This is a genomic window from Phocaeicola dorei (assembly GCF_013009555.1).
Lineage (GTDB): Bacteria > Bacteroidota > Bacteroidia > Bacteroidales > Bacteroidaceae > Phocaeicola > Phocaeicola dorei.
The window spans coordinates 2,462,116-2,475,210 of sequence record NZ_CP046176.1; the positions used below are offsets into that span (position 1 = coordinate 2,462,116).

Below are 13,095 nucleotides of genomic sequence, written 5' to 3' on the forward strand. Positions count from 1 at the left end.
GTCAGTTCTCTTGTAACGTGATTTCATTCAGGCGGAGACGTTTGAAACAGCTCTCGGCTGCCGTACTGTCCTTGAACTTGACATCTATACGCCCGTTCTTGTAGAACCTGACCTGTTCGGCGTTGGTGGTCGTGAGGTCGTACCAGTCATTGACGGATACATCGTTGCCATCGAAATGGATAATCATTTTAGAATTGCCGCACAGTACATCATCTGCTCCGTAGGCGATACCCGCGCATAGGGTTTCCAGTTCTCCACCGTAGTTGTAATTGATTTTGCACCGTTGGTGGTATTGCATATAATAATCGTCGAAGCGGATGATTTCTGGAAAGACAATCTTGTCCTTCTTCAATTCCGGCTTGACCTTGCTCCAGCAGGAAGGCCTGACTGCTTTGGAAACTCTGGCAAGCAGCTCTTCCACCGCCGTTTCCCGGAAACTCTTGCCGCCCAAATGTTCGATAACCGCGTCCACGTATGTTTCATAGACCGGACGGAAGCCCATGCGGAGCGTCCTTTCGTCTATCCTTTGTTCCGGTACCGATACGTTGTATGTCCTGTTGAAGTAGGCGATGATGCGGTTGGCAAAATTCGCGTTGGCGTTGCGGTTCTTGTCCACCAGGTCATTGAGGATATCGAACGGCTTGAACTCGTTGTGCGAGTAATCGTCCTTTCCGTTATTAAAGGAATAGAAGTCACGCATGGAAACCTTGCCGTTGTCATTATAAGAAAAGTGCCGTTCCACCCGGTACTGTTCCGCCTCTTCCTTGAAGATGGCGTACCAGCGGTCTATCTGGTCAAGTGTCTTGTAAAGCATGTCCTGCTGGTTTTGGCAAAACTGGCGGTCTTGTTCCGTAATCTTATCCTCATTTCTCACTTCCACGCTCAGGATACCGGAAAGCAGGTCGGGAGCGCCACCGGTCTTGAATGTTGTTGTCTGCATATCTGTTGGATTTTAAGTGTTAGGAATTTTGCGGTTTGATTCGGTGGAAATAGGTGATGTGCCGTTCCATGTCCTTGACAATCTTCACCCGTTCGGGATGGAAATCGAGTCTTCGCTCCACCGCCGGGGCATCAATCTTTTCCCATTCCGATAGTGGCAGGAACACATATTCACGGTGGAAGCACCATACCACGATTTGTCGCTCCCAATTGCCTTGGAACACCGTTCCTTCGTAATCTTCCAAGAACTGTTGGAACCCGGCTTCATCCTGGAAGGCGGCATCATAACCCTGATAGAGGTTGCCTTCTTCCGATTCCTTTCTTTTGTGCAGGTAAAAACGGCGGTAGGTTTCTGTCGTGAAATCTCCATACAGCGGTTCGGGTTCATGATAGGACCACAAGGGGACGTTCGCTGTGAATGACACCGAACCGTTACCACATGCTCCACAATGTCCCCAATCCTTGAATGAGCCTTCCGTCCACTTTACAAACTTCAGCTCTTTAGGGTCTATGGAATGGAAAGCACCTCCGCTGACACTCAGACGGATACTTCCCGCTGTCGGCCACACGAAAGGTACATACGGCTGCTCGCATACGGAAAGCGAACCATTCCTTTCATCGTCTATAAGGGCATAGGGGTAATGATCACCATGGCGGCTCACATAAACCAGCCTGTCACCGACCTGGGGTGTCATTTCCGAACGTGTCCGCTCGATGAGTTCCACATAACGGTTGGCCATATCCACGTCTTCCTGTGTCAGCCTGTGTTCATGGTCGTATGAAACGTTCCGTTCCTTGAGCGTTTCGATACTGTACTTGTTCTTTGCCTTCTGTAACATAACATTTGATTTTTGTCAGTCCGGCTTTCGGGGCCGGAGTTCCCGTAACTACAGGCTTTAAAAGCTCGTGTTCCGTACATGCAAGGTTGGCGGGAAAAATACCGAAGCCCTCCGGGGCGAGGATGATTTTTCCACGGCACCCGAAGGGCTTGACCTTGCTTGTACGAAAGAACACGAGTTACCTTTGCCTGTGAGTTACGGGGACTCGGCTACGGTATGGCGGTTATGCCCGATATGGATTATTTTTGAAATTACCGTGAAATTATACCCAGAAAATTCCAGTAATCACAGGAAAATGTTATTTTTGCATTACGGTAAATTATATTCTATGAATCGATTAGCTTGCTATATTAGATAAAATTTGGATACACAAAAATGACGTTAATTGCTGCATGGATAGGTGTTGATTGCAAAAAAAGTGGAGGTCAAATATCTTCTATATATTTTGCTGCCGATAGTCGTTTCTCATGGGGAAATACAAAATCATCTCCAAGATACGATGAAGGAATGAAAGTCTTTTGTTCCCTCCAACATCCTTATATTTTTGCTTATTGTGGAGATGTGTTATTTCCCCTTCATACTCTTGAGCGAATAATATATAAAATAGATTGTGGTTTATTTTTCGAGCAAACAGATTACAATTTCTTGAAAAAATTATCATCTGTTAGAACCGAAATTGAATCGTCACTCATGAATTATCCTAATCCTAAACCATCCTTTTCGATTTTATTTGCTTCAAGAGAATCGTATTATAATTTTCATTTAGGTGAAATCAAAAGCGATAAAGGTAATATTAGTTGTGAAGAAATAAGACTACCAAACAAATCTCAGATAGTGTATACTGGAGGAAGTGGCAAAAGCAATTTTAAAGATGTCGAAGAACAATTAATGAGGGAACGTAATCCGAATGAAGGTACAAGTCGTTTTTGTTTTCATTGTGTAGCAAAAACCATAAAAGACTATGAAAGTCCAACAGTAGGAGGTGCTCCACAATTGGTTGGTCTTTATCGGAAAGGGAATGGGATTATCTTTGGTATTGAATATGAAGGAGAAAGATATATTTTAGGCAAGCGTACCAATTTTATGCCTAAATATTTGCATATTGAATGGAGAAATAGTAATTTTGAACGGATAAATCCTAAAACATTGAAATTGCAAGAAGGTGCACAAGCACAGCCCTTTTAAAGAAGCAACTCCCTGACTCTCCACAATTTTCTTTTATATATGGGGAGGTCGAGGTGTCTGGCGACCAAAAGTTGCCATCAGGGTATGAGGACAGCTTTTAGCTGTCCTCTTATTTTATAATTATTTGCCCGAAACGTTGGTTAGTCAATGATGTCCTGCCATTCTGAACCGCTTAGTTTGTTATGGCATTGCAAGGCGATATTATGCCCGAAAAATTTAGGTATTCACGGGAAAAGTATTATTTTTGCAGACAGATAAAGAGTTATTTGAAAGCATGAGGAATATGGTGGTTCTAAACAGTTTGCCTTTTTCTTATCCGTTGCCCGTTCTCATGCGAGTTTCATATAAATTACTGATAGTCATATAAAATACTTCAGACTATCACAAATATATGGATATTTTCTAAATTCTGTATCGTTTCTGTTTCCTGTGAATAGATCTTTTCAAATACTTTATGAAGTTCTTCCTCATCGGCTATCAGTTGTCGTAATTCTTGCAGATGTACAGCATTGGCTGATTGAGGTATCCATAATCTTAAATAACCACCTTCAGCATACTTTTCTTTCAGATGTGCCAGAAAACGTATGTATTGTTTTTCTTTGTCTAGCTCGGGATAGTTGGAAAGACCATATTGTACCGTCCGTCTCAAGGTAATGTCCGGATCAATAATACGGTCGGCCTCCGCTACAATTTTGCCATAAATGCTACGAGGGACATGCTTGTTGGATGCACGGTGATCTTCTACTGCCTCTTTCATAATCAAAATATGCTCTTCAGGGAACCATTTCCTTAATTTCTTGTCCGCCCATAGTATTTTCCCTGAAATGAGATGATGGAACTCTCGTCCCTCACAGAGTCCCAGATCATGGTAGGAGGCAATAACATACACCATCATGCGGTTTACGTCATAATATTGAGACAATTTGAGGCTTTCTGCTATAACTTTCAATACATGATCTACACGATGTGCTTTGTCAAAATCAGCGTATTGTGGGATAATTTTACTTGCGATATAGTTGCGGAACTCCATTGGAAAATCATTGATGTACGACAACATATTCTTTCTTTTGATTGGGGTTGCAAATATACAATAATTATCCCACCTTTGCAGAAAAAAGTAATATGTATCAAATTATTCAACCTACACCCGATGACTTTGATGAATTGACCTGTTTATGGGAAGCTTCGGTGCGTGCTACTCATCATTTCATACCTGAAGCATATATTCAGAAGTTAAAACCACTGGTATGGAGTGTTTATCTTCATAGTATGCCGCTTTACATGATTCGTGACAATGCTGGTATAGAAGGATTCATGGGCATTAATGGAACTATGCTTGAAATGCTCTTTGTTCACCCGCGTGCCATAGGTACGGGAATAGGAAAACAATTGATGCGTTATGCTTTGGAACATTGCCATGTACGTTATGTCGATGTAAACGAACAGAATAAGAAAGCGTCCGGCTTTTATAGCCATTTTGGATTTCGGGTTATTGGCAGGGATGCAAAAGACGCATCGGGCGAACCCTATCCTATTTTACATTTAAAACTGGGAGGTATCATGAAAATTGAAAATTGGGGATTAGTTCCCTACTCTGAGGCTTGGGAGCGGCAGACGGAATTATTTAATGCCGTGGTGGAAGCTAAACAAGTGGGAAAAACGTATGAAAATAGAATTATCTTTGTAGAACATTCGCATGTCTATACATTAGGCAAGAGTGGAAAGGAGACGAATATGTTGTTGGGGGAGGCGCAATTGAAAATGATTGGTGCCACCCTTTATCATATTGATCGAGGAGGGGATATTACTTATCATGGTCCCGGACAATTGGTTTGTTATCCTATCTTGAATTTGGAGGATTATCATTTGGGGTTGAAGGAATATATTCATGTGTTGGAAGAAGCGGTGATCAGGGTCTGCGCATCTTATGGCATCGAGGCTGGGCGAGTGAAGGGAGCAACCGGAGTATGGCTGGCAACGGGAACTCCGCAGGAACGGAAAATCTGTGCAATAGGAGTGAGAAGCAGTCATTTTGTGACAATGCATGGATTGGCGCTGAATGTAAATACGGATTTGCGTTATTTCAGTTATATCCATCCTTGTGGATTCATGGATAAAGGGGTTACTTCATTACAGAAAGAATTGGGGTGTGAAGTGCCTATGGAAGAAGTGGCAGGACGTGTGCAGAACGAATTATCTGAACTTTTGTAAATAGGATATGTAAATAATACCGTATGTGTACCCTTATACATACGGGGTGTGAGTGTATCAAAAGTCCGATCGTGCTATCATGTCGTCAGCTGTAGGGGCAGGGTTTGTCTGCCCAAATGCATAAGCAAACCATTTTAGGGTGAACCTAGCTCCTACTAGCAAAATGATACGCCATTTTACTTTTGATACATCCTTGATTTATTCTTTTATATCTTGGTACAAGAAGCGCTTGATACTTTTCTTGGCTGTTTTTTCAAATTCCTCAGGATATAGCTTGAAGCGGGCTATTTGGGAAAATGCCGGTAATTGTTTGTTCAGTTCAAGGCGATTTTCTTCCATTACTCGTACAAGGTCTGATTGGTTCAAGCCGTGAGCAAAAGCATCATCGGAATCCGGATAGATTAGGCCCACCAGTTTATCTTGTTGCAGAATAATCAGTGACTCTGATACGTATGGCATATTGTTTAGCTTGGACTCTATTTCTTCCGGATAAATGTTTTGTCCGGAAGAAGTGAGTAACAGGTTTTTGCAACGTCCTTTGATGAAAACATTTCCGTCTTCATCTATTGTCGCCATATCACCTGTATGCAACCATCCTTCAGTGTCAATGACTTGCCGTGTCGCTTCCTCGTTCTTATAATAGCCCAACATCAGGTTGGCTCCACGGCATACCAGTTCACCCGCAATGGCTGATGGGTTGGGAGACAGTACTTTGGCTTCCATACGTGCGGCAACTTTTCCGCAAGATGCCAATTTCAGTTCTGTCCAATGACTATGGCAGATGATGGGACCACATTCAGTCATTCCGTATGCAATGGTGTATGGGAAATCTATCATTTTTAGAAAGGCTTCTACTTCGGCATTGAAAGGAGCACCTCCGATGATGATTTCGATGAAATTTCCGCCGAAAACCTCCATCGCCTTCTGCTTGATAAGTTCTTTTATCTTATCACTGATGATGGGAACATGTAATAGCAGTTTACCTAATTTGTTGTCTACTTTGGGAAGAATATTTTTCTTGAATATTTTTTCCACAATCAGTGGTACGCAGGCTATAACGCGCGGGCGGATTTCCGCAAATGATTCGGCTATGATTTTGGGTGATGGCATACGGGTAAGAAACCATAGATGGGCGCCTGCTGTGAAACCGTAAAGAAAATCGAAAGTCATGCCGAATACGTGCCCCAAAGGTAACATGGATACGACGCTGTCACCTGCTTTCAGACCTATTTTTTCTTTACAGTAGAGTACGTTGGAGAGTATGCTGCGATAGGGCAGCATCACGCCTTTGGAATATCCGGTAGTACCTGAAGTGTAATTAATGATGGCTAGGTCTTCTGATTTTTCTTTTTCATAAGAAATATCATCAGGACGGAATCGGCAGGGGAATTTGTGTCCGAATATCTCATTCAGATGGTCGCGGGCATAAGCTAGTTTTTCCGAACGGGATACGGGTACGCCAAAATCTTTCAATTCTATGATACCTTCCAAATGAGGCATAGCTGCTTCATTCAAGTTCTCCCATATCTGATCGCCTACGAACAACAGGCGGGATTCAGAGTGGTTTACAATATTGTGTACCTGGTCGGCTTTGAATTCATGTAGAATAGGTACAACTACGGCACCATAGGTGATGACGGCAAGGTAAGTTACTGTCCAATGAGCGCTATTACGCCCGCAAATGGCTATTTTATCTCCCTTTTCAATGCCGGCATTTTCCAGCAAGATATGTATTTTCTCTATTTTACGGGCCACATCTCTGTATTGCAATGTGATGCCTTTATAGTCTGTAAGAGCGTTTAAATACCAATTTGTTTTTATACTTTGCTCGATAAGAGCAATAAAACTCTGTTCTAGTTCCATGATAACTTTTGCACATTTATAGGCTGAGTGTGCGCAAAAGTAGTAAAATGAGGTAAGGGGGATGGGAAATGAAACAGTTTTTTACATTAATTTAACGTCCTGAAAATGTAGATCCTTTCATCCCTTTACTTTAAAATGCTAGTTTATAATCGTTTGCCAATTGTTGACGTGTCCTATGAAGGAGTATAGTTGCTATAATTGCCAGAATAAGAGTTTACCTTGCCCGATACCATGATATACTCTTTGTTTCAATGATAGTCGGGCAAGTTCGAAAATTGTTTCTATAATTATGGGATTTCTCGATAAAGAAGCTTTATTTATCGTTGCTTTTATTTTCTGTCTCTTCTTTAGAAGGCTGTGGTTTGATGATAAGTCGCAGGGATGGGTCGTAGGTGAAATAACTCCACATCCAATCTATAAAAATAAATAAACGGTTTTTTACCCCCACTATGCTCATCAAGTGTATAAATAGCCATACTGCCCATGCGGGAAATCCACTGAAACGTATCTTTTGCAATTCTACCACTGCATTATTTCTCCCGATGGTTGCCATAGACCCTTTATTATAATATTTAAAAGGGATGAGCGGCTGGCCCTTTTCGATATTTCTCAGATTCTTTATTAAGTTCATGGCTTGCTGTATGGCAGGCTGTACAACTTGCGGATGTCCTTTAGGATACTCTTCTGAAATCATTAGTGCGGTGTCACCTATAGCAAATATATTTTTAAAGTCTTGTATCTGATTGTGTTCATTCACTCTCAAACGGTTGCCTGGACCATAGCATTCGGCAGGAAGGCCTGCTAGACTGTTTGCTTTTACGCCTGCTACCCAGTAAACGTTGGCTGATTCTATAAAATTCCCGTCATCCAGTACTAACATATTATTCTCGTAATTTTTTACTTGTTGGTTCAATAATATTTCTACTCCCAAATGAGTGAGGTATTTTTTTACTTCTTCGGAAGATTGGGGGGAGAAGGCGGAAAGCAAGCGTGGACCACCATCTATTAATATGATTCTCATCGTACTGGTGTCTAGATCGGGATAATCGTGCGGAAGGATGAATTTACGCATTTCGGCTAGTGCCCCTGCCAGTTCAATACCAGTTGCTCCTGCGCCGACTATAATGAAGGTCATCAGTTGCTCCCGCTTTTTGGAGTCATTAGTGTTCAATGCTTTTTCAAAGCTTTCAAGTACTTGGTTACGATTATGCAAGGCTTCTGCTGTGGTCTTGAGGGACATGGTGCGTTTAGCTATTTCGTTGTTGCCGAAATAATTGGTATAGCATCCGGTAGATATAATCAGATAGTCGTAGCTTAGACTGCCGATGGAAGTGGTGACTTGTTGTTCTTCAGGATGTACTTGTTGTACTTCACATATGCGGATATGAAAGTCTTTGTATCCTTTGAATATCTTGCGGAATGGGAATGAAATAGCACTGGGTTCGATGCCTGATGTGGCTACTTGGTAAAGTAACGGCTGGAAAAGATGGTAGTTGTTTTTATCCAATAACACAACTTGGTAGTGTTGTCTTTTCAGTTTGCGTGCAATCTTTAACCCGCCAAATCCTCCTCCGACAATGACTATTCTTTTTTTATTTCCTTTGTCGGGAATGTTGGTTATCTGTTCAGTCATAATGGTATTTGTTATTTTATGTATATAATAACAAATAACCGGGGTGAAATGTTTAGTGTCATAGCTATTAGAAATTAAAAATTCCGGGGGATAATGTAGGATTGATATAACTTACGTCTCGTGTTTGCACTAGCCTGCCATTCAGAGTGTAGAATAATTGTTTGGTGGCCGACGAATTGTTTAGGTTAACAGTAATTACGTACAGAGTGGTTCGTTTAGGAAATTCTATGAGATTTACATTGGTGGCAGTCCACATGGCGTATGGACTCAATGTAAAATCATTATATACATTAGGTGCCAGTTGATCTGTAGTTTGTAAATTGGTATTAGTCATCACCCATTGGGCATTACCGTTCATCCATACTTTTTTTTCAAAACCATTTTGAGTAAAAGAGGCTACATAATAATTCCCTTGTTGGCTCCAACTTACGTTCATGGCATGCGGATATATCTTTTTCAGTGCTATATGAAATGTAGTGGGAGAGGTAGCAGACAAGGTGGTGATCAGTACCCATAATATCACACATATAGAATAGTATCTTTTCTTCATGGTCATTTAAATGTTTTGATGAGGTTGATAAAACAGCTTGGTTATACTTTTTGTTCGCTGGTATAAAATCTGATTTTGTGGACTTTTTCCACACTTTTGTAGTGTTGTCAACAGGTATCTACACTTCTAAAAATGGATATGTAAATATGTATATGCTTGATTTTTAATGAAGTATTGAGAAACGCAGATTTATGGCACGTTTCTTGTTTTATTGCTATCGGTAAAAATGAATAAAAAACAAAGTAATTATGAAAAAGGTATTAGTAACATTGGTATTAGTAATGACTTTAGGCGTGTCTGTTTCTTTTGCTCAAGCGGCTCCGGTAGAGGTTCCGGTAGTGGAAAAGCCTCAACAATCTAAGAAATTGGTTTTTTCAGAAATCTATATGAATGATTTGCCGGAAGCTGTGATGGACAGGCTTGCACTGGAAGGTGCTATGATAAAGCAGGCTTTTATGACCTATGGCATTGATGGAAGCCGTATTTATAAAATTAATGTGTTAACAAGTGATGCTCATGAACAGACATTGTTCTTAGGTGAAGATGGTAAAATTTTGAAATAGTTAGTATATTTATAATAGTGCTTTTACATGAATTCCCGGCTTGTGATAAGTCGGGATTTTTTTTAGTTAAATTGTTTCTTGACGATATTCGAAAAATAATTAAGAAATCTCTTGTACATAATAATTGTAGATTTTATCTTTGCCACTCGAATTTAAAAAAGATGATACCATGGAAACTTATGATATATATTTTAAAGAAGGTACTGATTTTGCTAATAAAGGATTTTCATTGAAGGATAAGGCTAAGGCTATTAGAATGGCTGAAGATATGTTGGCTGAACGCAAAGGATATGTGAAGGATTTTGTTGGAGGAACTATTTCCGTAATGTGTAAAGAAACGAAAGAGGAAGTTTGGTCCAAGCCGATAGAGGAGGTTTAAGACAACTTTTACACCTCTTTTTGCCTAGTCAATCACAGAGTTGTCAAATACAACCCTTGATTATATTTATGGTGAGTTCGTTATTGGCGGACATAAATATTTCTTTCTCTTCTAGGAATTTCCGGTATATTTCTCCCTTCATGCTTTTTGCCGGGCTGATATGGATAATGTCAGGTTTCATCCGATTGAGCGATGATTCTTTTTTATAAGATGCTTCAGTATAATTTTTCTTTCCATTCTGTACATTTTTGACATATAGTTGTTATTCATTAGCTGAATACATCGTAAACTCACCAATGAAGTCTTCTGTATAAACAGAGGTTAGTTACATAAATTTATAGTGATTTTTTGTCTATAATATATTTGCCATTGAAGTCTTGTTAGATTCCTTTGGTTCTTCTCTGTTTCCGGTGATTGAGTAGCAGATCCATTGAATGTTTTTCCCTTTGTCCTTTGTGTAATATGGAAAACATAAAAGGAAAAAGAATTTATGTTGTTTGAACAATTAAGTTAGAACGTGTGTTTATGTAACTATTGTGATTATTGTTGTGCCGATGGTGTACAGGCATTGATACAACAATGATTTTTCATAAAAACTTTAAATTTATAAATTTAGGTAGCCCTGACTTGTGATAAGTCGGGGCTATTTGCTTATTATGTGCTATTAAACTTGGTCAACTATTGGTTAACAATTTTACGCAACAGTAACTCTTTGATGCAAAAGTGATAAATAAAATTTTTTGTTCACATGAAAAAAACTTTCTCAAAAGCTTTGTAGTATTGATTTTCTATGTATCTTTGCATTGTTATTATTTCGCGGGGTATTAGCTCATCTGGCTAGAGCGTTAGACTGGCAGTCTAAAGGTGGCGAGTTCGAGTCTCGCATGCTCCACATTACAAACCTCTCTGTTTCAGAGGGGTTTGTGTTTTCTTAAGCTTCTCCAGCTTTCGTTTTTGGATAAAAAAAAGACAGTTTGTGCCACTTTTGGCAAAAAGAACTTGTCTAAAACGAATCCAGAACAATTATGACAACTCTTAAAGCCGCCGTTGTTCCGGCCAAGGTGCTGAAAAACGGCAAACACAGAATTCGTATCGCAATTGGTCATAAACAGGAAACAAGATACATCGTTACCCGATTTGAAATAGATAATACTGCTAATTTTAAAGGAGGGCAGGTGGTAGGTGTTCCTGATGCCGCACATGTCAATGCTAAATTACGTGGAATACTTAATTCATATCAGGATGCCCTGGATAAGATAAATACATCATCCTATACTTGTACCCAACTTGTCGAATACTTGTCCTCGGTAAAGCAGGGAGCCATCTCTTATAGTGTCGCTTCGGCTGACTATATGCAGAATTTGATTAAAGAGGGGAGAAGGACCTTATATCAAAGGGCGAGTGATTACTTCATTGAGTTTGTCAAATATGATATAATGCTTGATGGAATTACTCCCCGGACCATAAAGGACTTTGATATTTATCTAAAGAATGTCCGAAGGCTGGCTCCTGTTACTTGTGGTATGCACATGGCACATTTGAAGGCAATAATCAATCAAGCAATAAGGGATAAGAAGGTATCATATGACACGCATCCTTTTGAATATTATGAAAGACCAGCAGGAATGCCCAAAGAGCGTGATATCTCGGTAGCTGACGTAAAGAAGATAAGGGATGCGGAGATAAAAAAGAAGTCTCAGCGTGTTGCCAGGGATGTGTTCATGCTTTCGTATTATCTAGGAGGTATCAATCTGATGGACTTGATGCAATACAATTTCAAAGATGCGAAAATTATGGAATATGTACGTGAAAAATCCAAAAACACAAAGAAAGGTGATATGAAGATCAGCTTCACTATTCCTGAGGAAGCAAAACCGATTATCAAAAGATGGATGGGGCGTAATGGAAAGCTTGATTTTGGTTATAAATACTCTTATCCTAATTTTCGTAACTATGTAACAAAAGAAATTATAAGGTTAGGGGAGAGGCTGGAGGTAGAATCGCATGTCGTATATTATTCAGCCCGGAAATCCTTTGTCCAACATGGTTTTGAACTGGGCATACCATTGGAAACGTTGGAGTATTGTATAGGCCAAAGCATGAAATCCAATAGACCGATCTTTAATTATGTCAGAATTATGAGAAAACATGCTGATGAAGCCATAAGAAAGATTTTAGATAATCTAAAGTGAGGATTCAAGAACTAGAGCGATTGCTTCGGCAGTCGCTTCCTCTTTTTCTTTGTCTATCTCTGAGTTTAGCCGTTCTATCAAGTCCATATTTCTTGTGACAATCGTTTTTGTGCCCTCAGAGGAAGAAATTGTAAGTTCATAGTGTCCATAGCCTATAAACTTTTTAGATAGTTGATGAGCAGTTGGGGCTAATTTTGACATATGCAATTGCGTTAGTCTGCGGAAAAAGAAAACGGTTCCGCTTTCCCGTTGCGTTACATATCTTTAATGTCGGGATACAGTGTAGCCATTAAGCATACAACACCGGGGGTCGGAACCGTATATGAAGAAGCTACGGGCATGTATGTTGTCCGTAGCTTAACGGTCGGAATCTCGACACTAAACAAAATATGTAACGCAATGCAAAGATGGGTATTTTATATGACTTTACAAAAAACAAAATAGGAAAATTTCAATAAAGCATAGGGGTGAGAGATTATATAATGATGATGAAAAGATAGGAAAAAGGCAGCTTATTCAGCTGCCTTCATTCATAAATTATTCGACAGATACTTTGTGCTTTAATCAAATGAAACAAACATAAGAGTAAAGAGACCAATTAAAACCATAATAAATACAATCACAATATAAAAGACTTTTTTCATAAACAAACGATTTGGTTTAATATATATTTATTTAAATATTTAACAATTCTCTTTTGTCTTAACAAAACCTCAATCTCACATAAAGACTGAGGTTCAG

The 13,095-nt window shown here is 39.7% G+C and carries 12 protein-coding genes, 1 tRNA gene and 1 pseudogene; 7 read left to right on the forward strand and 7 right to left on the reverse strand.

Features of this window, described 5'->3' with window-relative positions:
• Position 1: 1 nt before the first annotated feature.
• Positions 2-940: a hypothetical protein gene (locus GKD17_RS10285; protein ID WP_007835923.1), complete on the reverse strand. Its 939-nt coding sequence runs from the start codon at positions 938-940 to the stop codon at positions 2-4.
• 19 nt (positions 941-959) lie between these two features.
• The gene (locus tag GKD17_RS10290) at positions 960-1,778 is read right to left on the reverse strand and encodes a DUF4121 family protein (RefSeq protein WP_007835920.1); all 819 of its coding nucleotides are present in this window, start codon (positions 1,776-1,778) and stop codon (positions 960-962) included.
• Positions 1,779-2,153: 375 nt separating this feature from the next.
• Between GKD17_RS10290 and GKD17_RS10295 the strand changes: the two genes are divergently transcribed.
• Positions 2,154-2,963: a hypothetical protein gene (locus GKD17_RS10295; RefSeq protein ID WP_007835916.1), complete on the forward strand. Its 810-nt coding sequence runs from the start codon at positions 2,154-2,156 to the stop codon at positions 2,961-2,963.
• A gap of 373 nt (positions 2,964-3,336) precedes the next feature.
• Here the strand turns inward: GKD17_RS10295 and GKD17_RS10300 are convergent, their stop codons facing one another.
• Positions 3,337-4,020, reverse strand: a complete 684-nt coding sequence (locus GKD17_RS10300) for an HD domain-containing protein (protein ID WP_007835912.1) — start codon at positions 4,018-4,020, stop codon at positions 3,337-3,339.
• 257 nt (positions 4,021-4,277) lie between these two features.
• On the opposite strand from GKD17_RS10300, the pseudogene GKD17_RS23260 reads away from it, so the two are divergent.
• Positions 4,278-4,409: pseudogene (locus GKD17_RS23260) on the forward strand (GNAT family N-acetyltransferase); the annotation flags it as partial.
• Between the two features lie 114 nt (positions 4,410-4,523).
• Positions 4,524-5,174: a lipoyl(octanoyl) transferase LipB gene (gene lipB, locus GKD17_RS23265; RefSeq protein WP_032936345.1), complete on the forward strand. Its 651-nt coding sequence runs from the start codon at positions 4,524-4,526 to the stop codon at positions 5,172-5,174.
• A 198-nt stretch (positions 5,175-5,372) separates the two neighbouring features.
• On the opposite strand, the gene GKD17_RS10310 is transcribed toward lipB, so the two are convergent.
• From GKD17_RS10310 to GKD17_RS10320, 3 genes are all read right to left on the reverse strand, one after another.
• Entirely contained in the window at positions 5,373-7,037 is a 1,665-nt protein-coding gene (locus GKD17_RS10310) for a long-chain fatty acid--CoA ligase (RefSeq protein WP_007835910.1), read from the reverse strand.
• Positions 7,038-7,350: 313 nt separating this feature from the next.
• Positions 7,351-8,670, reverse strand: coding sequence for an NAD(P)/FAD-dependent oxidoreductase (locus GKD17_RS10315; RefSeq protein WP_007835908.1), 1,320 nt, complete (start codon positions 8,668-8,670; stop codon positions 7,351-7,353).
• Positions 8,671-8,737: 67 nt separating this feature from the next.
• Complete coding sequence (locus tag GKD17_RS10320) at positions 8,738-9,220, reverse strand: PepSY-like domain-containing protein (protein WP_007844114.1); 483 nt, start codon at positions 9,218-9,220, stop codon at positions 8,738-8,740.
• 248 nt (positions 9,221-9,468) lie between these two features.
• On the opposite strand from GKD17_RS10320, the gene GKD17_RS10325 reads away from it, so the two are divergent.
• From GKD17_RS10325 to GKD17_RS10340, 4 genes are all read left to right on the forward strand, one after another.
• Positions 9,469-9,783 (forward strand): hypothetical protein, encoded by a 315-nt coding sequence (locus GKD17_RS10325; protein WP_007835905.1) that lies wholly within the window; start codon positions 9,469-9,471, stop codon positions 9,781-9,783.
• A 169-nt stretch (positions 9,784-9,952) separates the two neighbouring features.
• Positions 9,953-10,162, forward strand: a complete 210-nt coding sequence (locus GKD17_RS10330; RefSeq protein WP_007844115.1) for a hypothetical protein — start codon at positions 9,953-9,955, stop codon at positions 10,160-10,162.
• Positions 10,163-10,980: 818 nt separating this feature from the next.
• A tRNA-Ala gene (locus tag GKD17_RS10335) sits at positions 10,981-11,054 on the forward strand.
• A gap of 133 nt (positions 11,055-11,187) precedes the next feature.
• Positions 11,188-12,354 carry a tyrosine-type recombinase/integrase gene (locus tag GKD17_RS10340; RefSeq protein WP_007835892.1) on the forward strand — a complete coding sequence of 389 codons (1,167 nt, stop codon included), beginning with the start codon at positions 11,188-11,190 and terminating at the stop codon, positions 12,352-12,354.
• Here GKD17_RS10340 and GKD17_RS10345 read toward each other — a convergent pair.
• Complete coding sequence (locus GKD17_RS10345) at positions 12,346-12,555, reverse strand: hypothetical protein (protein ID WP_007835890.1); 210 nt, start codon at positions 12,553-12,555, stop codon at positions 12,346-12,348. The two genes, GKD17_RS10340 and GKD17_RS10345, sit on opposite strands and share 9 nt — an antisense overlap.
• Between the last annotated feature and the right edge of the window lie 540 nt (positions 12,556-13,095).